The organism is Sphingobacterium sp. UBA6317, assembly GCF_002440385.1.
Classification (GTDB): Bacteria; Bacteroidota; Bacteroidia; order Sphingobacteriales; family Sphingobacteriaceae; genus Sphingobacterium; species Sphingobacterium multivorum.
In genome coordinates this window covers 258277-282981 of the sequence record NZ_DJTD01000067.1, presented here as the reverse complement: position 1 = coordinate 282981, position 24705 = coordinate 258277, and the positions used below count along the sequence as shown (strand labels likewise).

19 protein-coding genes are annotated in these 24705 nt (G+C 42.0%); 10 read left to right on the top strand and 9 right to left on the bottom strand.

Annotated features, from left to right (window positions below; all coding sequences use genetic code 11):
* Positions 1-7: 7 nt before the first annotated feature.
* The 9 genes from B3E92_RS22775 to B3E92_RS22735 all read left to right on the top strand — a co-directional run bounded on the left by B3E92_RS22775 (position 8) and on the right by B3E92_RS22735 (position 13133).
* Positions 8-1573 (top strand): RagB/SusD family nutrient uptake outer membrane protein, encoded by a 1566-nt coding sequence (locus B3E92_RS22775; protein WP_070564848.1) that lies wholly within the window; start codon positions 8-10, stop codon positions 1571-1573.
* Positions 1574-1647: 74 nt separating this feature from the next.
* Positions 1648-2571, top strand: a complete 924-nt coding sequence (locus tag B3E92_RS22770) for a dihydrodipicolinate synthase family protein (protein ID WP_070564851.1) — start codon at positions 1648-1650, stop codon at positions 2569-2571.
* 83 nt (positions 2572-2654) lie between these two features.
* Positions 2655-3794 (top strand): hypothetical protein, encoded by a 1140-nt coding sequence (locus B3E92_RS22765; protein WP_070564854.1) that lies wholly within the window; start codon positions 2655-2657, stop codon positions 3792-3794.
* A 51-nt stretch (positions 3795-3845) separates the two neighbouring features.
* A complete protein-coding gene (locus tag B3E92_RS22760; protein WP_070564857.1) occupies positions 3846-5081 on the top strand; it encodes an MFS transporter in 1236 nt (411 codons plus the stop codon).
* A 28-nt stretch (positions 5082-5109) separates the two neighbouring features.
* A complete protein-coding gene (locus tag B3E92_RS22755) occupies positions 5110-7221 on the top strand; it encodes a GDSL-type esterase/lipase family protein (protein WP_083295889.1) in 2112 nt (703 codons plus the stop codon).
* 32 nt (positions 7222-7253) lie between these two features.
* Positions 7254-8471, top strand: a complete 1218-nt coding sequence (locus B3E92_RS22750; RefSeq protein WP_083295890.1) for an AGE family epimerase/isomerase — start codon at positions 7254-7256, stop codon at positions 8469-8471.
* A gap of 6 nt (positions 8472-8477) precedes the next feature.
* A complete protein-coding gene (locus B3E92_RS22745) occupies positions 8478-10466 on the top strand; it encodes a family 20 glycosylhydrolase (RefSeq protein WP_070564860.1) in 1989 nt (662 codons plus the stop codon).
* Between the two features lie 68 nt (positions 10467-10534).
* Positions 10535-11692, top strand: coding sequence for a sialidase family protein (locus B3E92_RS22740; protein ID WP_070564862.1), 1158 nt, complete (start codon positions 10535-10537; stop codon positions 11690-11692).
* Positions 11693-11864: 172 nt separating this feature from the next.
* Complete coding sequence (locus tag B3E92_RS22735) at positions 11865-13133, top strand: family 16 glycosylhydrolase (protein WP_070564865.1); 1269 nt, start codon at positions 11865-11867, stop codon at positions 13131-13133.
* 185 nt (positions 13134-13318) lie between these two features.
* Here B3E92_RS22735 and B3E92_RS22730 read toward each other — a convergent pair whose 3' ends face one another.
* From B3E92_RS22730 to B3E92_RS22700, 7 genes are all read right to left on the bottom strand, one after another.
* A complete protein-coding gene (locus tag B3E92_RS22730; protein ID WP_070564868.1) occupies positions 13319-14638 on the bottom strand; it encodes a serine hydrolase domain-containing protein in 1320 nt (439 codons plus the stop codon).
* Positions 14635-15192, bottom strand: a complete 558-nt coding sequence (locus B3E92_RS22725; RefSeq protein ID WP_139144957.1) for a hypothetical protein — start codon at positions 15190-15192, stop codon at positions 14635-14637. Before B3E92_RS22725 ends, B3E92_RS22730 begins: the two co-directional genes overlap by 4 nt.
* A 49-nt stretch (positions 15193-15241) precedes the next feature.
* Positions 15242-15586, bottom strand: a complete 345-nt coding sequence (locus B3E92_RS22720) for a PadR family transcriptional regulator (RefSeq protein WP_070564875.1) — start codon at positions 15584-15586, stop codon at positions 15242-15244.
* Positions 15587-16077: 491 nt separating this feature from the next.
* The gene (locus B3E92_RS22715) at positions 16078-16356 is read right to left on the bottom strand and encodes a hypothetical protein (protein WP_070564877.1); all 279 of its coding nucleotides are present in this window, start codon (positions 16354-16356) and stop codon (positions 16078-16080) included.
* A 6-nt stretch (positions 16357-16362) separates the two neighbouring features.
* A complete protein-coding gene (locus tag B3E92_RS22710) occupies positions 16363-17073 on the bottom strand; it encodes a hypothetical protein (RefSeq protein WP_070564880.1) in 711 nt (236 codons plus the stop codon).
* A gap of 183 nt (positions 17074-17256) precedes the next feature.
* Entirely contained in the window at positions 17257-19494 is a 2238-nt protein-coding gene (locus B3E92_RS22705; RefSeq protein ID WP_070564883.1) for a Tex family protein, read from the bottom strand.
* An 85-nt stretch (positions 19495-19579) separates the two neighbouring features.
* Positions 19580-20101: a Sec-independent protein translocase subunit TatA/TatB gene (locus tag B3E92_RS22700; protein WP_070564886.1), complete on the bottom strand. Its 522-nt coding sequence runs from the start codon at positions 20099-20101 to the stop codon at positions 19580-19582.
* A gap of 241 nt (positions 20102-20342) precedes the next feature.
* Between B3E92_RS22700 and B3E92_RS22695 the strand changes: the two genes are divergently transcribed.
* The gene (locus tag B3E92_RS22695) at positions 20343-21719 is read left to right on the top strand and encodes an MATE family efflux transporter (protein ID WP_070564888.1); all 1377 of its coding nucleotides are present in this window, start codon (positions 20343-20345) and stop codon (positions 21717-21719) included.
* Positions 21720-21782: 63 nt separating this feature from the next.
* On the opposite strand, the gene B3E92_RS22690 is transcribed toward B3E92_RS22695, so the two are convergent.
* Both B3E92_RS22690 and B3E92_RS22685 read right to left on the bottom strand, forming a co-directional pair.
* A complete protein-coding gene (locus tag B3E92_RS22690; RefSeq protein ID WP_070564890.1) occupies positions 21783-23144 on the bottom strand; it encodes a dihydrolipoamide acetyltransferase family protein in 1362 nt (453 codons plus the stop codon).
* Between the two features lie 112 nt (positions 23145-23256).
* On the bottom strand, positions 23257-24516 hold the full coding sequence (locus tag B3E92_RS22685) for a competence/damage-inducible protein A (protein ID WP_286898428.1): 1260 nt from the start codon (positions 24514-24516) through the stop codon (positions 23257-23259).
* Between the last annotated feature and the right edge of the window lie 189 nt (positions 24517-24705).

The window sequence follows — 24705 nt, the reverse complement described above, 5'->3', positions numbered from 1 at the left end:
CCAAATTATGAAAAAGATATTTATATATATAGGTCTTGCAGTTTTTCTGTTTTCTTCTTGCAAAGAAATTGACTTAGACCTTAGTCCCGAGGATTACTTTGCCAGCGGCAGTTTCTGGAAAAGCAACGAGCAGGTTGCTGGTGCTATGTTGGGACTCCACACCCAGTTACGTGGACAACAGCAAAACTTATGGAATTTGGGTGAACTGCGTGGGGGAACCTTAAGAGATGGTACCAGTTTTACAGGAACAGCATCATTGAACTCAGCAGGGATAATTACACAGGATATTCGTGAAAGTTCTCCTGGCATATCGGGCTGGGCTGGATTGTACGCGCCAATTTTTCAGGTAAACAATTTTATTTATCAGGTTGAGAAAGCCGATTATTTGACAGATCTGCAAAAGGGCTACTATTTGGGGCAAGCCTACGGACTGCGTGCTTTTTATTATTTCTATTTGTTTAGAACTTATGGCCGGGTGCCTTTGGTGACAGAACCACAAGCAGCAATTAATACCCCGACCTCGGCAGAAGAAGCATATAAGGCGCGAACAGAAACGGAAAAAGAAACCTTAGACTTTATCAAATCGGAAGTTGATAAATCGGAAAAATCGTTTTCAGGAAACTACGAGACTAAAAATCAAAAAGCACAATGGTCTTTGTCGGCAACAAAAATGTTAAAAACGGAGGTATATTTATGGTCGGCCAAAGTTGATGTGGATGGAAAGGCCCCAGAGAATAGTCTTGCGGAATTAAAACTTGCAAAAGCCGCTATAGAAGAAGTAATTCCTAAATATACGCTTGTCAGCAATTTTGCAGAGGCCTTTAAATCTGCCAGTGTACCAGCGATGAAAGGTAATGCTGAAATGATCTTTGTACTTCGTTACCTAAATGGAGAAGCGACTTCATTTTTCAGTAATTTCATTTATGCGGCAAGTGATGATATCACAGGCTATGTAGATGATAATGGGCAGGCAATTCCAAAAGATCCTCTTCAGGCTGGATCCACGGGTTTGATCCGTTACGAGTATAAAATGGACCTCTACAGATTATATGAAAAGGCTGATACGAGGGCAAATGCAACATTCCTTAATTTTAATAAAGGAAATACATCTGCTATAGTATTTAGAAAATTCTTGGGAACTTTGATAGACGGCGTTCGTAACTATTCTGATGATTATCCTGTTTATCGTCTATCGGAGGCCTATTTATTGTTGGCGGAAATTAAGAATAAATTGGGAGAGGATCCAACTGCTGAAATCATGGCTGTACGTAATCGGGCATACGCTGGAAAAGCACCTTTGTTTATAAATAGCAGTTTTGAGGCAAACGAATTAGCGATCTTCTATGAACGTACAAAGGAATTTGTGTCCGAGGGCAAGCGATGGTTCGATTTGCGACGCATGCAGGATTCTGCTGGAAAACCATTGGTGTTTCGTAAAGATTTGAACTTAGTCGGCGTATTGAACAATATTGATGGTCAGAAACATAAAATCTTATGGCCAATAGACTTGGGGACACTTACTGTAGATCCCAAATTAAATGATCAGCAAAATCCAGGTTATAAGGGAACCTAAAAACGAATATCCTGTCTCAGACCTTCGCGTGGGATTGAGACAGGATATTGTTAACTTTTTATATAAAATACCATATGCTAAATCAAAAAATCTCAGGATTAATTGCAGCGCCATTTACTCCTTTCGATGAAAACGGAGAATTGAATCTTGAGCTGATTCCGCAATACTATGCGATGTTAAAGCGCAACCGCGTCACGGGAGCCTTTATTTGTGGCTCTACCGGAGAAGGGGTGTCGTTGACTTTTGAGGAAAAAGTTGCAGTGATGACAGCTTGGGCCAGATTGACAAAAGAGGATGATGCATTTACACTCATGATGCTTCTGGGCGGAACAAATATCAAAGAATGCCAACAATTGGCTAGGCTGGCCGAACAAGCAGGGGTCGATGTCGTGTCATTTACTGCACCATCTTATTTCAAACCTGCTAATGTGGATCAATTGGCAAAATGTTGTGTGGAAATTGCACGTGCGGCACCGAATACGGCTTTCTATTATTATCATATTCCTGTATTGACCGGCGGAAATTTCCAGATGATCGACCTGTTGAAGCAGATTGATGGGGTGATACCCAATTTTAAGGGAATCAAATATACACACGAAGATTTTATGGATTTTCTAAGCTGTATGAATTATGCAGATCGCAAGTATGATATGTTATGGGGAAGAGATGAGAATATGCTGTCCGCTTTGGTATTAGGTAACAAAGGAGCGGTCGGAAGTACCTATAACTACGCAGCACCTTTATACCTTGCACTTATGGAGGCTTATGATAAGGGAGAGCTTGAAAAAGCTAATGCTTTGCAGCAGCAATCTATCGATATGATCACGTTGTTAGGGAAGTATGGTGGTATTTCAGTAGGGAAAGCGTATATGAAATTAATTGGGCTTGACTGCGGAGCATTTAGATTGCCCGTGAAAAATATGTCTGTTGAGCAGTTTGAACTGTTTACGGAAGATGCGGTGAAAGTTGGCTTTCAGGGTTTTTGCGCATTAAGTTAGCTCACTTGTTCTTGTGGGCTAACGTGTTTCCCTCAGGAGATAACTAAGAATAGCTTGGCGAGTATGTTCAACAATAAATAGATATGACAAAACAACATTGGATGGGAGTTATCGTGGGAATACTGTTTACAGGAGCTGTTGATGCACAAGTCGGTCAATTGGAATGGCATAAAGGCATTACGTTGCCGGCTATGCAAGATGGAAAGGCGCATATTGGTTTGGCAGGACCAATAGCTGGTGTCACAGGCGATTGTCTTCTGATTGCCGGTGGAGCGAATTTTCCGCATTTACCACCCTGGGAAGGCGGTGCGAAAGAGATCCAAAAAGAAGTATTTATTTACAGAAAAGAAGGGGTAAGACTACGTTTAGCAGCGCAGGATAGTCTTTCTATGGCGGTTGCATACGCTGCCAGCCTGAGTCTACCCGATGGATTGCTGGTTATCGGTGGAGAGACTCTTGAAGGAAAAACAGCCGCTTGTCGACTAATTAAATACGATGGCTCTAACAAGAAAATTTCGGTGTCAGACTTTCCGGATCTCCCATTTCCGCTTGCCAATATGGGAGCGGTAGTTCATGGGAATAAACTCGTCATCGTCGGTGGTGAAAAGCAGGATACGGTATCGGACCAAGTTTTGCAATTGGATCTGGCGCATCTTGAAAAAGGATGGGGCTGTGTGGGAAAATTACCCTATGCCGTCTCCCATTTACAATTGTTGTCTGATAGCCAAAATAATCTTTATCTACTGGGTGGAAGAAAGGCTCATCCTGAGAGCCCTTCAACGTTATACCATGAACTATGGTGCTCTACCGATGATGGTCGTACCTGGTCTAAACAGGCAGACATTCCTTTTCCTGCTGCGGCAGGAACCGCATGTTTATTACCCGACCAAGGAATATGGTTGCTGAGCGCAGATCGGGGTGATACCTTCCATCGGGTGGAATCGTTGATCTTTGACGCTAAAAAGGAAGCGAATCCATCGAAGAGACAGCAACTTATTGATGCTAAAAACAAATTGCAAATCAATCATCCTGGTTTCGGTAGAGCAATATGGCGCTATGATTTGAATCTTAAAAAATGGAGCCGGATGGCGGATCTGCCATCGGATGGGCCGGTGACCACGACAGCGGTGGTCTGGGACGACATGATCATTTTGCCTAGCGGCGAAATTAAGGCAGGCGTTCGTACTCCTGAGATTTTAGTAGCAACATTTTCTAATAAATAGGATTGAAAAAATAAGATATAAAAAATTCATATAACCCTGATAAAGCTTAAGATGATCTCTTCTTTACGACATAAATCTTTTTACCCGTGGCTCGTTGTAGCACTCCTTTGGGGGGTAGCCCTGTTGAATTATATGGACCGGCAGATGCTATCAACTATGCGTGAAGCCATGCAGGTCGATATTCCACAGTTGCAGCGTGCTGAGACTTTTGGTGTATTGATGGCCGTATTTCTTTACATCTATGGTCTTATGAGTCCGATAGCGGGTATCGTTGCCGATCGTAGCAATAGAAAATGGCTGATCGTAGGTAGTCTTTTTGTTTGGTCAGCGGTAACTTATGGTATGGGGCTGGCGCACGATTACACAACACTATTGGTACTACGGGCTATTATGGGGTTTAGTGAAGCGCTGTATATCCCGACAGCCCTTTCCTTGATCGCCGATTACCATACTGGAAAAAATCGATCGCTGGCCATTGGGCTACATATGACAGGACTCTATACGGGGCAGGCTTTAGGCGGTTTTGGTGCAACATTAGCCGCTTCAAAAGGATGGCATACTGCTTTTCATTGGTTTGGAATTATCGGAATATGTTATGCCCTCCTACTTGCAGTCTTGCTCCTGGAGAAGAAGCACGAACCGTCAACTGATGAGCGTACTTCAGAAGATCAATTACCCCTCTTTAAAAGCTTACTGCTGCTATTTTCCAATGTAGCATTCTGGATTCTATTGTTTTATTTCGCCGCTCCAAGCTTACCGGGTTGGGCCATCAAAAATTGGCTGCCAACATTGTTTGCAGATAGCCTAAATATTCCAATGGCCAGCGCAGGTCCATTGTCGACAATCACAATTGCGATCTCATCCTTTATCGGGGTTATCGTCGGCGGAATACTCAGTGACAGATGGGTGCAAAAACATATCCGCGGTCGCATCTATACCAGTGCCATTGGCCTTGGACTGACTATACCGGCTTTATTGTTTTTAGGGTTAGGTCAGACTCTACCTGCAGTTGTGGGGGCGGCAGTCTGTTTTGGAATTGGTTTTGGTATTTTCGATGCCAACAATATGCCTATTCTTTGTCAGGTTGTTCCCAAAAATTTGCGGGCAACCGCTTATGGCTTTATGAATATGGTAGGTGTATTTGCTGGAGCTGTCATCACACAATGGCTGGGAAGATTTAAGGATGAAGGCCATTTTGGGTTAGGTTTTGCATTATTGGGGGCTGCGGTACTGTTAGCACTTCTCTTGCAAATCCTATTTCTTAAACCGAAAACACTGGAAAAGTAACCGCAGCTATATCCTGAATGAATAGATCATGAATATGAAACCCTTCATCCACATAATGCCTATCAGTATTTCAAAAAAAGGAGGCCTACTTTTTTGTTTGATCCTTTCCATCTTAATTTCCTTGGGACAGCCCCGGACAAAGGTAGCTTGTATTGGTAACTCCGTAACCTTTGGTTATGACCTCGGCAATCCTAGGCTGGATTCTTATCCAGGGCAGCTTCAGTCATTGTTGGGCCAGCGGTTTGAAGTACGGAATTTTGGCCATTCAGGAGCCACTCTTTTACGTAAGGGGCATAGACCTTATTTTAAAACAGAGGAATACAAGAAGGCCTTGGATTTTAAACCCGATGTTGCCATTATACATTTGGGAATCAATGATACCGATCCGAGAAACTGGCCAAATTATAAATACTCCTTTGCATCAGATTACGCGGATTTGATTGATTCCATACGATCCGTTAATCCCAAAATGCAAATTTACATCTGTCGATTGACGCCTATCTTTAGCGGTCATCCGCGTTTTCTCTCAGGAACCCGCGATTGGTACAACCAGATTCAGGAATTGATTCCTCAGATTGCTCAAAATAATCAAGTCGGACTGATTGATCTCAACACCCCGCTTCGGTATCGAATAGATCTTTTCGACGACTACTTGCATCCAAATAAGCAAGGAGCAACAATGATTGCGAGACAGGTGGCTAATGCACTGGTACCTCTTAGCCAAAAACTACAAGTGGCCGAAACCATCGGTTCGGATATGGTGCTCCAGCGTAATTGGGAGAATAGCATCTTTGGTAAGGGCACTGCTGCCGCTGAGATCAACATCGTTTTCAATAAGAAAAGCTATAAGACTAGGGGCAATCCTGATGGTTCCTGGGAAATCAAGTTGCCCAAAATGGAAGCTGGGGGACCTTATGAAATCGCAGTGAGTTCTGGCAGACAGAAAGTAGTGTTGAAAAATATTCTTTTTGGCGATGTATATCTCGCTTCGGGACAATCGAATATGGCTTTTCAACTTCGCCGTGCCACAAACAGTGATTCGTTGATCAGAAATGCCGGCAGAATACAGCATCTGCGGCTTTTTAAATGTCAAAATCTTGTGGAGACCAATGCCGTTGCATGGGATACCGCGAGCTTAAAAAAAGTAAACGATTTGGCCTATTTCAACGGCAGCTGGAGGCAAGCGAATGAAGATGAAGCAGCACAGTTCTCTGCAGTTGCTTATGCTTTTGCTGAACAAATAGCCAGAGAACAACATATTCCGATTGGCATTATTGATCTGTCTGTCGGTGGATCCAATACCGAATCGTGGATTGACCGTAAATCATTGGAAAACGATGATTTGCTGGCTTCTTATATTCATAACTGGCAAAAATCTGATTTTGTGCAGGAGTTCTGTCGGGAACGTGCGGGTCAGAATCTCGCTGGTTCGAACGTGAAAAATCAACGTCATCCGTATCAACCAGCTTACAATTTTGAAGCTGGCGTCAGCAAATGGTTAAACACCGGGTTGAAAGGAATACTGTGGTATCAAGGTGAAAGCAATGCGCATAATATAGAACTTTACGAACGTCTTTTTAAAACATTGGTTTCTTCCTGGCGGAAGAATTTTCACCAAGAACTGCCCTTTTTCTTCGCGCAGCTCTCCAGTATAGACAGGCCTTCATGGGGAGATTTTAGAAACGCACAACGCTTATTGGAGAAGGGCATTAAAGGTACATACATGGCCGTAACGCTCGATGTAGGAGATTCTTTGGATGTACATCCCCGTGAAAAGATTACAGTAGGCCAGCGCTTGGCAAATTTAGTGCAGGAACACTTGTATAACGTTGAACTGAATGCCGATCATCCTGATCCGGTCAGTTGTACACTTCATAAGGATAAGCTGGTATTGATATTTGATCATTGTAAAAAATTAAAAACTCAGGAAAATACAGCGGTAAGAGGATTTCAGCTGATGGACAATAAAGGAAGGATTTTCAATGTAAGCACAAATATCGTATCGGATAATACCATCGAGATCGTTAAACCGAATTTCCAAATCACCAAAATCCTGTATGGATTCGAACCATTCAGTAGAGCAAATCTTCAAAATGAAATTGGAACACCGGTATCCACTTTCGCTTTGAAGATTCAATAAATAGAAATGAATTGATGTAAGTAGTAAAACACATGAAACAGATAAGTATAAAAGATACCGCAAAAATAATAGACAGGGATTACTTGAAGGATTTGGAAGTATTCTATCGTGATCAGCTTTTAAAAGACACTGTACCATTTTGGTTTCCACGGTCCATTGACCATGAATATGGCGGATATTTGTTCATGCGCGATCAGGATGGGACTTTGATAGATACCGATAAAGCCGTATGGATACAGGGAAGGGCATGCTGGTTGCTGGCCACACTTTACAATACGGTTGAACAGAAAGAGGAATGGCTGGAAGGAGCCCGAATCGGCTATGAATTTTTGAAAGAGCATTGTTTTGACGCTAATGGAAAAATGTATTTTCATGTTGACCGCCTAGGCGATCCTATTCGTATGCGTCGCTATTTCTTTTCGGAGACTTTCGCGGCAATCGCCTTTGCAGCCTATGCAAAAGCGACTGGAGACGAGGAGATAGCAGATGAAGCACGACATCTGTTGGGAATTTGCCTCGCGTATGCAAATGGAGAAAAATTGATCGAACCAAAGTATGAAGCCACAAGGCCAATGAAGGGAATAGGTGTGCCGATGATTATGATCAATACGGCACAGCAGATTCGTGAGACCATTGGGGATCCGCGTTGTGATCGTGTCATCAGTGATTGTATCGCACAGATTGAACGTGATTTTGTTAAGGACGATATTCGCTGCGTGATGGAACAAGTAGGACCTGAAGGTGAAATTGTCGATCATATTGACGGTCGTACACTCAATCCCGGACATGCTATCGAAGGAGCTTGGTTTATCCTACATGAAGCTAGATCCCGGGGAAACGATCCGCATTTGATTGATCTAGGCTGTCGTATGTTGGATTATATGTGGGAACGGGGCTGGGATAAAGAATATGGTGGTATACTCTATTTTCAAGATGTCTATGGAAAGCCAGTACAAGAATATTGGCAAGATATGAAATTTTGGTGGCCGCAGAATGAAACGATTATCGCAACATTACTCGCTTACCTGATGACTGGGAATGAGAAATATAAAAATTGGCATCAGCAGATCAATCAGTATGCCTATGATCATTTTCACGATAAAATCAATGGTGAGTGGTATGGTTACCTCCATCGTGATGGGAAGATTGCCCAAACCGCAAAAGGGAATTTGTTTAAAGGTCCTTTCCATCTCCCTCGCCAAGAATGGTATTGTATGCAAACTTTAAAGGAATTTAATTCTCTTAAGTAGAAGATTATGGAGCACCAAAAGTCCATTACATGTACATTGCTATCCGGTCTGCTGGTTATTCTTATTTTAATCAGTCCTTTATGCTGTCTACCGGATTCAATCAAACCTCCTTTGCTTCCTATGCCCCATGCTGTGAGCTGGAAAACAGGGCGTTATTGTTTACCGGATCTTGTCCATGTGCATATCAAAGGGGAGGTTGAAAATGCTGATAGGCAGATGTTAAGCCTCTTGTTGAAAGATTGGAATGTAACTCAGGTTATTTTCGACAACTTCAAGAATAAAAATATCACCATTGTTTGTGATCACCAATTGGTTTTACCTTCGGCATCATTGGAGGCTTATCGGATCGACGTAGATGAACAGGGAATACAGATCGAAGCCAGAACGAGTGCCGGTGTTTTTTATGCCTTACAAACTCTGGGTCAACTCAGAGGCAGTGATGGCAAGTTGCCCTATTGCTCCATTACCGATTATCCTTCCTTTCGCTGGCGCGGTTACTTGGTAGACGTCGGACGAAATTTTCAGTCAATGGATGTGCTAAAAGAGCAGATCGATATCATGGCGCGCTATAAACTGAATATTTTTCACTTTCATTTCACTGAGGATATTGCTTGGCGACTGATCAGCAAAAAATATCCCGGTTTGACCGACTCGACGAATATGGAGCGTTGGAAGGGAAAGTATTATACCGTTGAGGAAATGCAAGAACTAATTCGGTATTGTTGTGATCGGCATATCCAACTTGTACCCGAAATTGATATGCCGGGACATTCAGCAGCATTTCGCCGTTATTTTAAAACTGATATGCAGAGTGATAGCGGCATAGCTATCCTCAAGGAACTGGTTAAGGAATTTGCAAACACTTATCCAGGACTACCTTATCTGCATATTGGGGGGGATGAGGTGAAAATTCATAATCAAGAATTTTTACCGATGATGACAACATGGACGGAGGATTTGGGTCTAAAAACTATTGGTTGGGAACCCGGCGGCAATTTGCAGCCAAACACAATCCGGCAGCTTTGGATGGGTGGCCCAAAAGCTATTACCAATGATTCGCCTTTTGAAGTCATTGATTCAAAGCACTTGTACATCAATCACATGGATCCTTTAGAAACGGTGACGACCTTGTTCTATAGGCAGTTGGGCGGACAGTCTGCAGAAAATGAAAAGTTAATGGGTGCTACGCTATGTTCATGGCCCGATCGCGCGGTGAAGAATGAAAACGATCTATTTCGTCAAAATGGAGTTTACCCCGCTTTATTGACATTTGCGGAGCGCAGCTGGCGAGGGGGAGGGGATTTTGCATGGCGTAGTAATATCAAAACGGATGTGAAAGGATTGGCTGATTTTGTCGAATTTGAAAAGCGTTTACTTACACATAAACAACTGTATTTTAATGGTCTTATCTTTCCCTACCACCAACAAAGTAGGCAAAAATGGATATTATACGGGCCTGTGGAAAATAAAGGCGATCTGGGTATGGCCTTAAAAAATGAAGCTACAGGAGATTTTAACGCTTTGAAAAAGATCGGCGAGTTTTACGGAGGTACCATTGTATTGCGCCATTGGTGGGCTGATGTTGTTAAAGGGGCGATTGACAGTCCACTTGAAAATAGTACCGTGTATGCCCTGAGCAAAGTGTGGAGTGAAAAAGGGGGCAACCAAGGTTTTTGGATCGGTTTTAATGATCTCTCGCGTTCGTATGCCAGTGATTCACCACATTTGGGGACCTGGGACGATCGAATGAGCACACTTTGGGTCAATGGACATAAAGTGCTTCCGCCAGATTGGCAACAGGCGGGTAAAAGGGGAGACCTTGAAATCCCCTTAATTGATGAGGGATACAGTTACCGAAGTCCTACGATGATTCAATTGCGCAAGGGCTGGAATACCATTGTAGTCAAACTGCCCGTGGGGAAATTACAAGGGAAAGACTGGCAAAATCCACTGAAATGGATGTTTACCTGTCTCCCGATTGAAAGGGAGCAGTAAATCGTATATCTAAATGCATGAATGCAGATGAAATTTTTAAAGAAAAGTAACAATAAACTTATATCGATATGAAGAAATTAGGGACAATGGTGGTATTTGCAATGTTAGCCAGTATCTGCCACGCACAGGAAGTGAATGTGTTTGTTTCAGGCGAAGAGGGCTATAAAAGCTATCGTATACCTGCCATTGTAAAGGATAAAAATGGACAGTTAATTGCTTTTGCCGAAGGTCGGGTGGATCATGCTGGCGATTTTGGTAATGTGGATATTGTTTATAAAACCAGTAAGGATAATGGAAAGACCTGGGGGCCATTGCAAGTCGCTGTGGACAACGATAATTTACAGGTGGGAAATCCAGCACCTGTAGTTGATCTATTGGATCCAGCATATCCTCAAGGACGTCTCTTACTTTTTTACAATACGGGGAATAATCATGAGGGAGAAGTGCGCAAAGGGAGTGGCCTGCGGGAATGTTGGTCAATTAGTTCATCCGATGGCGGTAAAACATGGTCCAAGCCACAGAATATTACGCTCGAGACACATCGCCCCAATCAACCGTCAGTAAATGCGCAATATACCTTTAAGGACGATTGGCGAACCTATGCGAATACACCCGGGCATGCTTTACAATTTGATTCTGGTAAGTATAAAGGACGCATTTATATTCCTGCTAACCATTCTGAAGGAAATCCAAAAGAAAATGGCAAGGACTATTTTGCGCATTCGTATTACTCGGACGATCATGGAAAGACCTTCAAGATAGGGGCGAGCGTGAAATTTGAAGGATCAAATGAAACCATGGCCGCGCAAATATCGCATACAGGACTGTATATGAATTCCCGTAATCAACAAGGTAACGTAAAATCGAGGATTGTGTCCTATTCCAGTGATGGTGGTGTCAGTTGGGATACAACCTATTATGATAAAAATCTGGCCGATCCAGTCAACCAGGGCTCGGTACTTTCCTGGCAAAAGAAAGGAAAATATGTATTGGCTGTTTGTAATGCTGCATCAACCCATAGAAGGGACAATCTAACCGTTCGTTTAAGTAAAGATCAGGGCAAAACATGGTATTTCAATCAGGTCGTTGCCAAAGCTCCCGAAGGTGTGAAAGGGGATTATGCTGCTTATTCCGATTTAGTACTTTTAAATAAAAATAAACTCGGTGTTCTATTTGAAAAAGAGAATTACAGCAAAATTGTCTTTCTGCCAGTAAATTTTAAATAACCAGGCACATCGTGTTATCGAAATAATACACATTTTCTTTCATTTCTTCCTTTTGGTTAAAACAGGAAGGAAGAAATGAAAGAAAAAAATGAATCTTCGTTTCTAATGCAGCTTGCTCCACAGGCTGTCAAATAACGCTATAACTTAATTAAAACCAATAATCCAAAACTAAATGAGAAAAACCAAATTTTGGCTGGTGTTGAGCCTAATCGCAACTAGCCTGTCTATTTTTGCCTGCAAAAAAGACTCGACAACAACAAAAACTTCGATTCCGGAAGTCAGTAAGGCGAAGGCCTCGACTAAGCTATTCAATGCTACTGCCGTAGCGACAACAGATTACGAACTGATCTGGTCGGATGAGTTTAATAGTAACGGGGGATTTGATTCCACAAAATGGTCTTATGCAGACAGGGGCACTGTCGCATGGAATAAGTATATGACCTCCCTGCCGGCTTATGCATCCCAAGACGGGAGCAATCTTGTATTGCGTATGGATAATGCGGTTGTAGCCGGAGATCCTGTTGCCTATCATGCGGGTGGAGTTAAGTCGATGGGAAAATTTAGTATGACTTATGGTAAAGTTGAAGTGAGGGCTAAGTTTACACAAGGAAGAGGCTCCTGGCCTGCGATTTGGATGATGCCCGAACCGGCTACGGCGTATGGAGGCTGGCCAGCCTGTGGTGAAATTGATATTATGGAGCATGTCAACAACGAAAGTGTGATGTATCATACGATCCATAATAGCTCGGTTACTAATGCAAATGGTGGAAGCACCGCTTCAAAAGCGGCCACTTATAATACGACAGATTACAACTTATATACGATGATCTGGAGTCCAAACGACATTCGATTTTACGTCAACAATGTATTGCAATATACCTACGCAAGGGTTTCTGGTGGCGGAACGCAACAATGGCCATTTGACGTACCTTTTTATCTGATTTTAAATCAGGCCGGTGGAGCTGGATGGCCAGGAGCGATCACAAATGCTGACCTGCCCTTTAGTATGCAGGTTGATTATGTACGTGTGTATAAGCTACCTTTATTTAGCAATGGCGATTTCGAAAGTGGTACCATCTATCCATGGACAACATGGGGTGGCGGATCATCGGTCGTTTCCACCGACGCCCGGACAGGAAGCAGATGCATCCGCGAAACGGGCGGGGAGACATCCATTGAACAATACCTGACCGGTTTAACGCCAAATACGACCTATCGGTTCGGTGGCTACGCCAAAGTGTCTACAGCTGGCCAGTCTGTTAGTATCGGCGTCAAAAACTTTGGTGGAACTGCAGTCAATGCGACTATTGGTACGACCAGCTATTCCAATGCTTCGGTTACTTTTACAACTGGCGCCAATAATACTACGGCTACGGTCTATTTCTATAAACCCTTGAGCGGTACTGTGTATGGTGATGATTTCTATTTAGAAAAACTGTAAGACACGTTAGTTGAAAGAGCAGTGGTTTTAGTTCAGCCACAGCTCTTTTAGCGATATTGCGTGATGACGAGGGCATCGGTCCGCATGGAGGATGTCGATATAACTTCATAACTACCTAATGAAAAATTTCAGATAGTGCCGAATAAGGGCCATGAATCGTTGCGGTAGTTAACGGCAGTATCTCCTTATTTCCTTAAAACGAGTGTATGTCCATTTTGATAGAGTGTCATTTTGTTTTCGTTACGTTCAAAGACGATCTTTACACCAAATTGCGGTTGGACCAGCGTGTTTCTATCCTTCGCTTTTAGCTGAAATGAAGATTGACCAACGACCTGTCCAAATACCTTGTTGCCCTCTCTCGTAATATTTATCTGAATAGGAGGTTGCTCGCTTTTATATTCGCCAATGAGACTTGAAATTTCTTCCTCCGTCAATTGTAATTCCGCAAGATCAGGAAGTGGAAAGGGCCTTTTATAAAGTTCGCCCAGACTGAACTTTAAAATTTCATTATTAGTATAATTGTTGGCATTACTAATGATAGCGACATTATAATTGCCATCATCAAAATGGCCAGCGACAGAAGAGTAACCGTCTATACCGCCTGTGTGGCCAAAGCCTACATGTTCATAGAAGGGCAATTGGAATAAGCCGATCCCATAGCCCTGATCTATTTTTTTCATCTCTTCCAGGCTTGCAGCATTGATGATTTTATGGCTAAATAATGCATTGAAAAATCTGGCCAGGTCTGCCGGAGTTGACCACACTGCGCCAGCACCAAGCGGAACTGAGTTGTCCGTGTGTGGTTCAAGGGTCCATTCTTGTGTATACCGATAAGATTCGCTCAGATCACTGCCGTTATTTTGTGGACGGCCAAATGTGGTTTGTTCCAACTTTAGTGGCTGGCAGATATACTCTTTCAATAAAGAAGCATAGTCTTTTTTCCATACTTTTTCCAGAATATAAGTAAGTAGAATGTAGTTTGAATTACTATATACATGCTTGCTGCCGGGGTCAAATTCAACTCTGCCTTTGATGATGCGTGCGACAAGTTCCTGTTCTGTTTGCGGTTTAGTGTTCCATGTCAAATAATCTTTGTCGTCCGTGATGCTGTGAACTCCGCTGCTGTGATTTAACAATTGACGAACAGTAATCTTTTCGGCGTTGGGAATACCCTTAACGTATACGGACAATGTTTGGTTTAATTGGAGTTTTCCAAGTTCAGCTGTTTTTAGAACAAGTGTTGCGGTGAATGTTTTGGAGATCGAGCCTATGCCATAACGGGTATCTATGGTCGCTTTCTTTTTCTGCGCCAGATCGGCATATCCAATTGTCTTTTGATAAAGCAATTGATCACCTTTGCTGATCGCAATACTGCCCATCCAGACGTTATTTTTGTCCATGACGGACATGAGACTATCCATACGAACAGGAGTGAATTCCTGGGCTTTGAGGACGGGGTTTGATAGGGTTCCTACGAGGAACAATAATACGGTGGTTCTTTTCATAATTTATGGGGAATAGATTTTTTGAGTTTCAAAATTAACGTGGAGGAATAGTAAAGTCCACTGATGATAAATAGAAAGGCCGGAATGAAATAATTGCCCAATTGTTCGTAACGTAGGGCTTCTTCGTGCTGTAAAATAAGTTTGCCGAATATGAAAAACTTGTTGGGCGCATAGAAGAATCCGACTCCCTGAGGATCAATAAACTTGGCCACGATGAGAAATACGGCGATGAGCATCAGGGTATAGATGATATAATAAATTATGTTTATGATCCCTTGTGTGAGCATGATAGGTACTCGTAATAAGGATAGGGATTTACGAGGAGATTCTATTGACGGGGCAATGGACGTTGACAAAATCATTTCCTTGATAAAAGTCTCTGGTAACCCGAGTTTATCTAAGATTTCTTGGAGCTGACTAGGCATGGCGTCATGGATTAATTGTGGGGGAAGCTGCTGTTGCAATGCCTCAAATATGTGGCTATTGATTTCACATAAGATATCCTGTCTTTGCTCCAAGGCTAATTTTTTTACAAGAGCAGTCGCTGTTGACATGTAGTCTTGATATAGCTGAGCTGAGGATCTATTTGTAAAGGGTATCTGGTTATAATGCATGCGTCAAAGTGGTTAAATGTTGGTTTAAGCTTGTCCAGTACGTTCTCATCTCTAAGAAAGTACTTTGGCCTTCCTTTGTTATTTTATAATATTTTCTTGGAATCCCAGTTTCCTGAGGCACCCAGTTCGATTCGACCAGGCCTTCGTTTTTTAAACGGATCAATAAGGGGTATAATGTTCCTTCAGCAATATCAATGGCCGTTTTCTTCTTGACCTCCTGGATAAGATCGTAGCCATAGTATTCCTGATCATAGGCAAGAATACCTAATACAACAAAAGAAAGACTTCCTTTTTTTAGCTGTGAAATCCATTTGTCAATAAATTCTTTGTTCATGGAAGTAAATATATAACAAAATACATAGTAATACAATGTATTGTTTTAAATTTTTAATATACCTTTTAATGAAGGAAAGTGTCCTAATTAAAAAAAGAATGGGGAAGTGGATTTGATGTTACTTCGATTGAGTTTTTGCTAAAAAAAAACACTTGAAGTGGGGAACTTCAAGTGTTTAACCTAACCAATTATTAACCTAAATTTATGAAAAGTATACTTTCTCAAGTATAGTAGACTATATTCAATATCTGTGCCATTCTACTCGTTAGTTTTATACTATTTTTCTTTGTGTTATTTTTGTTACGTAATATCACTTGATTTAGTTGATGTTATATCTTATTTGGTAATATTTTTATGTTTTTAAAGATGTTAAGTAGTTTGAAAAAGGATTGAGTTAATTTTTGGTAAAATTTCGCCTATTTTATTGGGCAAACTTTCCGCATGTGTATATAAAAGAGAACAGCCCCTGTCCGAAAATAGGGTAATTGTTATTACACAACGTAACACTTGAAGAGTTCTTTCCACTCATCATCAAGATTGCCTCTGTATACATTTTGTTTGGCGCGGCGATACCAATATTCTGCATTCCATTGATCACCTTCTTTGCGGTGTAAATAAGCATGAACATGTGCTGCGTCAGTTCCCCCCAATTGATCGATGAGGTCGTGCGCGGTTTTCCAATTTCCTTTCAGATCATACCAAAGTGACTTTTGTACCGCTGTCCAATGCTGAAGTGGACTTTCAAGTGATTGAAATTCTTCTATTGTCATATTTTTTTATTCTGTTATTTCTTTGCTCCAAATTTCATAAATATCGTCTCCTTTCGAGCTTTTTCCTCTATGCTGCCATCTGCCATCTACAATTTCACCGTCAAAGGCCAGTTCTTGCCCAACTCGATTATTGTCTCTCGAAAAGAATTGTATTTTTTCAGTATACCGATTGTTATCGTATTGATAATTGCCCCCGCCAGTACCATAGAAACCTTTTTGTGCAGGATTAATCGCTATCCATTGAAAATAGCCATCAACCAATATTTTGATTGTTTTGCGGTCTGCTTTCGGAATATCCTGCATTTTTTCTCCTTGTTGGCGACCAGTGATGCGCCAAAGTGCGTCCAGGTCCTGCGGGACTTTTTTCTGTTTAATATAGAGATGATAGCTATTGGCTATTTTTAGGCGAAGGGAGTCTGCTTCACTCCGATACGGCAATTGAGTTGTTTTGCCGATGGCAGATGAATCCTGTGAATTATACTCGATGGCGATATTGATCAGATTAGGCTGTTTATCAAGTGGCCCACCCCAGGTATGTTGAAAACGTTTTCTGACATCATCGTAACTTATAAACGAGATATAATGATCTTTAACGAGCATTAAGTGTTTATTGATGCCATCCTGGTATAGATAGGCTCCGTCGTGAAGTTGCTGTGCCTGGATTTTAGAAAAATAAATTCCAAAAAATAGGAAGAATAGTAAGGTACAATTTTTCATAACGGGTCTAAACTTGTTTCCTCTAAAGATACAAAATAAAACAGCGATACGAATGACGGACATTGGATTTAATCGAATCAAAAAAAGCTGACCAGTCGCCGCAGCGCCGCCAAAAAATGTTAAGCACTTTTATGAGGGGCAGTCCGGCGAACGGTCAGCTTTTCGATAGGATGTTACAACTATCTATTTGAACTTACTCGCCAATGCAGCGAGCTTGCTGGCCATATCCGTTTGTGGCTCGGCCTGCTTTTTAGGTTCATTTTTTTTGTTTTTGGGTAGCGCAGGCTTTTCATCTGTTTTCATTGACAATGCGATACGACTACGCTTTTCGTCTACTTCTGTTACTGTTACCATGACGTGTTGCTGTACTTTGACGACTTCATGGGGGTCCGATATATAGCGATTCGATAATTGGCTTAGATGTACCAAGCCATCTTGATGTACGCCAATATCAACAAAGGCTCCGAAATTTGTAATATTCGTCACGATTCCTGGCAGCTTCATGCCCACTTTTAAATCCCCAATGGTATTGACGCCATCTGTGAATGAGAATGCTTCGAACTTTTCCCTTGGATCTAATCCGGGTTTCGCTAATTCATTGAGAATATCATTCAATGTCGGTAATCCAACTTCCTCTGAGATATAGTTTTTCAAAGGGATCGATTTTCGCAAGTCAGCGTCAGTCAATAGATCTTCTACTTTTTTGCCAAGGTCTTTGGCCATTTGTTCGACCAATGCATAACGCTCGGGGTGTACCGCCGACGAATCCAGTGGGTTTGCGGCATGGCGGATGCGTAGAAAGCCTGCAGCTTGTTCAAAGACTTTATCGCCAAGGCGAGGAACTTTTTTCAGTTCGCGCCTGGAGGCAAAAGGACCGTTCTCATTCCGGTATTTGATGATCTGTTGTGCCAGGGATGGACCAAGACCGGAAACGTAGGATAAAATTTGTTTGGAGGCCGTATTCAATTCGACACCGACAGCATTTACGCAACTGATGACCGTATCATCCAATGAAGTCTGGAGTTTATTTTGATCTACATCATGCTGATATTGTCCGACACCGATCGATTTTGGATCAATCTTAACCAGTTCAGCCAATGGGTCCATCAACCGTCTACCAATAGATACTGCGCCGCGTACCGTAACATCTTGATCTGGAAATTCTTCACGGGCAGTTTCGGAAGCCGAATAAATAGAGGCTCCACTTTCATTGACCATTACGATGGTAACGTTATTTAATCCGAGTCTCCGTACAAATTCTTCCGTTTCACGACCTGCGGTCCCATTGCCGATTGCGATGGCTTGGATATCATATTTTGATACTAGATACTGAATTGTTTTTTTTGCTTCTGCAAGTCCATTGACTCCTGTATGCGGAAAGATGGCCGTATTTTCTTTAAGCTGTCCCTGTTCGTCCAGAACAACCGTTTTACAGCCTGTACGAAATCCTGGGTCGATCGCGAGCAGCCTTTTCTGCCCTAGTGGAGCGGCTAGAAGTAGTTGACGCACATTGTCGGCAAAAACTTTGATGGCTTCCTCATCGGCTTTTTGACGTGTCAATACACGAATTTCCGTCTCCATAGAAGGTTTTAACAGCCGCTTGTAGCTATCGACCAAGGCGAGTTTTACCTGAGCTGCGGCATCGTTGGAACCCTTAATATAGATGGATTCGATACCTGGTAGAATTTCTTCTTCATTGATATCGATATCTAAATAGAGTAATTCCTCTTTTTCTCCGCGGCGCATGGCCAGCACACGATGTGAAGGTGCATTTTTCAACGGTTCAGACCATTCGTAATAATCTTTATACTTTAGTGCAGCTTCTTCCTTTCCAGGAACTACCCGTGAAACAAATGTGCTTTTTTCGAGGAATATCGCTCTCGCTTTGGCTCTCACTGTCGCATCTTCCGCAATGATCTCTGCGATGATATCGCGGGCACCTGCTAGTGCCTCCTCTGTATTCTTAACGCCTTTTTCTTCATTTATTAAACTGTCGGCAAGGGGGAGGAAATCTCCTATTTCTTGTGCTAAAATGAGATCCGCTAAAGGTTGCAGACCTTTTTCACGTGCCACACCGGCGCGAGTTTTACGCTTGGGTTTGTAAGGCAAATAGATATCTTCGAGACTGGCCATGGTTTCGGCACCCAAAAGCTGCTGCTCAAGCTCCGGTGTCAATTTTCCCTGATCGTTGATCGATTTAAGAACAGCTTCTTTACGTTTATCTAAATCACGCAGCTGCTGGAAACGATCTCTGATCGTGGTGATTTGAACTTCGTCCAAACTACCCGTCATTTCCTTACGGTAGCGTGAGATAAACGGAACAGTAGCACCTTCGTCTAATAGTGCTATAGTCGTGCGAACTTGTTTTTCGCTAATAGAAAGCTCATTAGCAATGGTAATTTCGTGTGTTGATAAGCTCATTGTCGGTTTAATCTTAAAAAGTAGAGCTGTTGAATGGTGATTCAACAGCTCTAAGTATATCTAATTATAAACTAAAGTAGTAAAATTAAGCAGGTTTACTGGTATTGTCCTGCTCAGGAACTTTTTTATCTTCTACCTCGTTGTTTTTCGTTTCAGCAAAATGATCGTTATACCCGTACGTGATGTGAGATGGCTCTTCGCCGTAATCGGGTTGTTTATGTGGGTTATGTTCGACGACACCGGCAGGTGTTGTGAATTCATATTTTTTCTTTGGTTGATCTGTTTCTGAACCTTCGACGGCTTCCTGGGGCTTAGCCCCTTCTTCGTGTGCTGCTTGAGCCTGCTCTTCAGCCAAACGAACATCATTAGGAACAACTTCTTCTTTTACTTCTGTTTTAACGTCTATGTCTTTCTCGAAATTATTGATCTGATCTGAAATTTCACGTTTGATACCTTCTGATGCATCTTTGAACTCACGTATTCCTCTTCCTAAACCTCTCGCCAATTCAGGAAGTTTTTTGCCTCCAAAAAGTAACAAGATTGCAAACACAATTAAGATCATCTCTTGTGTTCCGATGTTTAGAAATGCTATTACTGGATTGTACATACTCTTTTTCCTCTTCTTTTGATTACTAACTAGATGCTAAGGTACATTTATATTTCTATAGTTCTTAGACCCAAAAGTAAATTTAAGATAATTTTAAGGTATTTGAAACATAAAAATTACTTAACAAAGTGCGGTTATTTGATGGGTGTAAATTGTTATATTTTTGCTAAATATTTTTTAATATGACGATAGGGCGGAAATATCTTCGTATTTTTGTGGCTATTTTTTGGGGAAATCGATTATGTTGGGAAAATTTAAAACATTTAAACCGTATTACAAAAGTACGATGGTATTGGCGGGGCCAGTGGTGATCTCACAATTGGGACATACGCTGGTGCATACCGCAGATAGTGTGATTGTTGGACATTTTGCAGGAACCATTCCATTGGCGGCAGTTTCGTTGGTACATGCTGTTTTTATGGTTGTTATGGTCATTGGTTTGGGCATAGCGTATGGCATCACGCCATTGATTGCGCAAGAGAATGGCCGTGATAATAAAAAAGAATGTGCTATTTTGTTGTCTAATAGCTTTTGGTTAAATATTATTGCGGGACTCTTGTTATTCGCATTGGTCTATTTTGGTTCAATGTTGGCGATCGATCACCTCAACCAAGATCCGGCTGTGGTGAAGGAGGCAAAGCCTTATTTGCTTATTCTGAGTTTATCGATGCTTCCATTAATGGTATTTAGCACCTTTAAGCAATTTGCTGAAGGCCTGGGGTTTACTAAGCAAGCGATGAATGTAACTATTTGGGGGAATGTACTGAACATTATTTTGGCGATCATCTTTGTCAAAGGGATGTTTGGCATCAGCCCAATGGGGGTCAAGGGAGTCGGATACAGTACATTGATCGACCGTGTGTTAATGATGTCTGTGATGATGACCTATGTCTTGCGATCGCAGAAATTTAAAGGATATATTCAATACTTTAAAGTGACATTGGTCGATCGGGAGCGATTGTTGAAGATCGTACGGATCGGGGCACCCGTGGCTATGCAATATGTCTTTGAAATTGGGGCTTTTGCAGGGGCATCCTTATTAGCGGGTACCATAAGTGCGACAGCGCAAGCTTCTCATCAAGTAGCCATACAGCTGGCCGCGATGACGTATATGATGGCAAGTGGTATTGCTGCTGCTGCAACAATCAAGGTGGGGAATAGTTATGGTAATCGAAATCTTTTTCGTCTCGAACGATTTGCCATCACGTCGTATCAATTGGTGTTGATTTTTATGGTGATTACAGCGTCTTTGTTCGCGCTATTGAATGATTATTTGCCTTATATCTTTACCTCAGATCATGCTGTGGTGATTATTGCTTCTCAGCTGTTGATTATTGCGGGCCTTTTCCAATTGTTTGATGGTACGCAAGTTGTCGGTCTGGGAGTGTTACGTGGGATGGGGGATGTGAATATACCAACCCTAATCACATTTATCGCTTATTGGATTATTGGGCTACCAAGCGGCTACCTCATGGGCGTCGTGTTTAACTGGGGTATCAAGGGGATTTGGTACGGGTTAACGCTGGGCCTGCTAAGCTCTTCGCTTTTACTGTACCTGCGGTTTCAATTGGTGATTAAGAAGAAAAAAATACAGTTCGAACAAAGTATGTTTAAGTAACAAAAAGTATATACTAAATAACAAAAAACGGCTCTGTTAAGAGCCGTTTTTTTATTCTGATTGCTAGATTACTCTATTGCTATCCCAGTTTTCCAGGTAGTCGGCCACACGTTTTAAGAAAGTACCTCCGAGGGCACCATCGATTGCACGGTGATCGTAAGAGAGTGACAGATACATCATATGTCTAATACCAATCATATCGCCATACTCTGTTTCTATGACCGCTGGTTTTTTCGTAATGGTACCGACAGCCAAGATTGCAGCTTGCGGTTGGTTAATGATAGGCGTTCCCATAATATTACCGAAAGCGCCGATATTGGTGAATGTAAATGTACCATCTTGGGTATCGTCAGGCTTCAATTTATTCGCCCGTGACCGTTGTGCGAGGTCGTTGACACTTTTACTCAACCCTACTAAGCTTAATTGATCAGCATTTTTGATGACCGGAACGATGAGATTGCCATTAGGCAATGCTGCAGCCATACCAATATTGATGTTTTTCTTCTTGATGATATTGTAACCGTCGATCGATATATTGACCAATGGAAAATCTTTGAGAGCCTTGCTAATAGCCTCGATAAACAAAGGGGTAAACGTGATGTTTTCTCCTTCGCGTTTTTTATAGGCATCTTTAACTTTATTGCGCCACAAAACTAAATTGGTGACATCTGCCTCAACAAAAGAACATACATGGGGAGAGGTCTGTACGCTTTTGACCATATGGTCTGCTATTAATCTCCGCATACGGTCCATTTCAATGATTTCATCACTGCCATTGGCAACGGTGTGAACATGCGACGGAGCGGCGGAGGTTATTTTTGGAGAATCCGTACCCATGCCCGTGCTAGTATTCGTGTGCTCTGCCGGAATGGCTTTTGTCGATTTTGAGGAGGAATCCCGATGCGATACATACGTTAAAATATCTTCCTTAGTCACTCTTCCCTCTGCTCCGGTACCCTGGATACGGTCAAGTTCATCCTGGGACAATCCTTCGTGGCGTGCTATATTTTTCACTAAAGGTGAATAAAAGCGAAGGGTATTTTCGTATGAAGAAGATGGAATTTCAGCTGTTAAATTGGGCAGCTGGTCTACACCTGGGATGTTCAATGCTATGATCTCTTCGGGAGTTGCCGCTGAAGGAGCGATATTTTCTTGTGCTTGAATCGCAGGTTCTTCATTTTCGCCTTCAATTTCTATAATTGCAACGACTTCACCAACTTGGACAGTCTGGTCTACAGTATAGCAATGCTCTTTTAAAACACCTTTTACAGGGGAAGGTACCTCTGAATCAACTTTGTCAGTTGCAATTTCCAATAAAGTGTCATCTTCCTCAATCAGGTCACCAGGTTGTTTTAACCATTTTGTGATTGTTGCCTCGGATACACTTTCTCCCATTTTTGGGAGCAAGAGTTTATATAAAGCCATATTTTTTAGCAATCTCGTTATAGAAAAACGAAGTTAAATAAATTGTGGTTTACTTTCAACAATTTAAAATATTATTCCTTAAATAACGTGTTTTTTGAAATATTATTTTACTTTATTGTGTATCCTGTTCTTTTTCTTTTACAAGCAACTTCCATAGAAGTAATAAAGCATTCATACGGGTACGTTCGATGTTGATCAGTCTGTCGTTATCAAATTGAAACTTCTTGGTTAAAATTTCCTTTTTCCCGGCAACAGCCACCCAAATAGTGCCAACTGGTTTCTCAGCTGTTCCACCACCTGGCCCCGCTATTCCAGTTGTCGCAATAGCATAGTCGGAAGAAAATGCCTTTTTTGAACCGAAAGCCATTTCGATAGCAGTCTGCTCACTTACTGCTCCATATTGGATCAGTGTTTCTTCCTCGACGTTCAACAATTGTTGTTTTAACGCGTTGGAGTAGGGGATGGTACCACCAAGGAATATCGTGCTGCTTCCCGCTACAGCGGTTATTGAAGCGGCGAGGCTACCCCCGGTACAACTTTCTGCAGTAGTCAATGTAGCACCTCGGCGGCCAAGCTCTTTAATCAGATAGGGCTCGATGCTTGTGTCATAGTCCGCGATGACATGGTGTTGTAAACGATGGAGTAGCTTTGTTTTAAAAAGGGCAACCTGGAGCATAATGTCAGATTTATTCCTGCTTTTTCCAGAGAGTCTCAATCGGATAAAGGCCAAGGTTGGTAGATAGGCCAATTTTATGCTGGAAGGAAGTTCTGCTTCGATATCCTTTATTTCTTCTGCCAAATATGATTCTCCGATTCCGCCAACCAAAATGGTCTCGTGACAGATAAATAAGTCAGGATCCTGTTTGGCTAATAGTGGCAGCACATGTTTTTCCATCAGAAATTTCATCTCAAAGGGCACGCCAGGCATAAAAATAAACCTCTTTTGGTCCTGATGGACCAGCATGCCGGGCGCGGTGCCATAGTCGTTAAATAGGACCTCACAATTTGCTAAAACATCGGCCTGCTGTAGATTGATGTCGAGCATTGTTAGATTGCGCGATTCAAATATGTTGGTCACATGCCGAAGTACATGCTCATCGCGGATCAAGGTGGTTCCAAAATATGCTGCGGCCGTTTTTTTTGTCACATCATCTTTCGTCGGCCCCAGGCCTCCAGTGATTAAAATAAGATCTGCCCGCGTTGAAGCCTCTTTCAATGTCGTTGAAATAGCCTCTTCTGTATCAGGGATCGATGTCATTTGAACGATATCGACTTCGAATTGGAGCAGTTGTTTGGCAATCCAGCCTGAATTGGTATCAATAATCTGACCGATGAGAATCTCATCGCCTATGGTAATAATCTCTGCTTTCATCTTTAAAATAATTATGCGACACATCCCTACGGTGAAAAATACATATGTGGGTATGTATCGTGTTTGATTTTCTCAATCTTCTGGTGTTAAAATGTCCATGCGCTAGCGCCTAAAAAATGAAAATTCAATCCCAGAAGATTCAGTATATAAACTTACATAAAATTGCGGCTCAACGAAATGTTTAAGATG

What these genes read in the sequence shown, in the direction of transcription:
- B3E92_RS22775 (WP_070564848.1), top strand. Translation starts at nt 8, where the DNA reads ATGAAAAAGATATTTATATATATAGGTCTTGCAGTTTTTCTGTTTTCT.
- B3E92_RS22770 (WP_070564851.1), top strand. Translation starts at nt 1,648, where the DNA reads ATGCTAAATCAAAAAATCTCAGGATTAATTGCAGCGCCATTTACTCCT.
- B3E92_RS22765 (WP_070564854.1), top strand. Translation starts at nt 2,655, where the DNA reads ATGACAAAACAACATTGGATGGGAGTTATCGTGGGAATACTGTTTACA.
- B3E92_RS22760 (WP_070564857.1), top strand. Translation starts at nt 3,846, where the DNA reads ATGATCTCTTCTTTACGACATAAATCTTTTTACCCGTGGCTCGTTGTA.
- B3E92_RS22755 (WP_083295889.1), top strand. Translation starts at nt 5,110, where the DNA reads ATGAATATGAAACCCTTCATCCACATAATGCCTATCAGTATTTCAAAA.
- B3E92_RS22750 (WP_083295890.1), top strand. Translation starts at nt 7,254, where the DNA reads ATGAAACAGATAAGTATAAAAGATACCGCAAAAATAATAGACAGGGAT.
- B3E92_RS22745 (WP_070564860.1), top strand. Translation starts at nt 8,478, where the DNA reads ATGGAGCACCAAAAGTCCATTACATGTACATTGCTATCCGGTCTGCTG.
- B3E92_RS22740 (WP_070564862.1), top strand. Translation starts at nt 10,535, where the DNA reads ATGAAGAAATTAGGGACAATGGTGGTATTTGCAATGTTAGCCAGTATC.
- B3E92_RS22735 (WP_070564865.1), top strand. Translation starts at nt 11,865, where the DNA reads ATGAGAAAAACCAAATTTTGGCTGGTGTTGAGCCTAATCGCAACTAGC.
- B3E92_RS22730 (WP_070564868.1), bottom strand. Translation starts at nt 14,638, where the DNA reads ATGAAAAGAACCACCGTATTATTGTTCCTCGTAGGAACCCTATCAAAC.
- B3E92_RS22725 (WP_139144957.1), bottom strand. Translation starts at nt 15,192, where the DNA reads ATGTCAACAGCGACTGCTCTTGTAAAAAAATTAGCCTTGGAGCAAAGA.
- B3E92_RS22720 (WP_070564875.1), bottom strand. Translation starts at nt 15,586, where the DNA reads ATGAACAAAGAATTTATTGACAAATGGATTTCACAGCTAAAAAAAGGA.
- B3E92_RS22715 (WP_070564877.1), bottom strand. Translation starts at nt 16,356, where the DNA reads ATGACAATAGAAGAATTTCAATCACTTGAAAGTCCACTTCAGCATTGG.
- B3E92_RS22710 (WP_070564880.1), bottom strand. Translation starts at nt 17,073, where the DNA reads ATGAAAAATTGTACCTTACTATTCTTCCTATTTTTTGGAATTTATTTT.
- B3E92_RS22705 (WP_070564883.1), bottom strand. Translation starts at nt 19,494, where the DNA reads ATGAGCTTATCAACACACGAAATTACCATTGCTAATGAGCTTTCTATT.
- B3E92_RS22700 (WP_070564886.1), bottom strand. Translation starts at nt 20,101, where the DNA reads ATGTACAATCCAGTAATAGCATTTCTAAACATCGGAACACAAGAGATG.
- B3E92_RS22695 (WP_070564888.1), top strand. Translation starts at nt 20,343, where the DNA reads ATGTTGGGAAAATTTAAAACATTTAAACCGTATTACAAAAGTACGATG.
- B3E92_RS22690 (WP_070564890.1), bottom strand. Translation starts at nt 23,144, where the DNA reads ATGGCTTTATATAAACTCTTGCTCCCAAAAATGGGAGAAAGTGTATCC.
- B3E92_RS22685 (WP_286898428.1), bottom strand. Translation starts at nt 24,516, where the DNA reads ATGAAAGCAGAGATTATTACCATAGGCGATGAGATTCTCATCGGTCAG.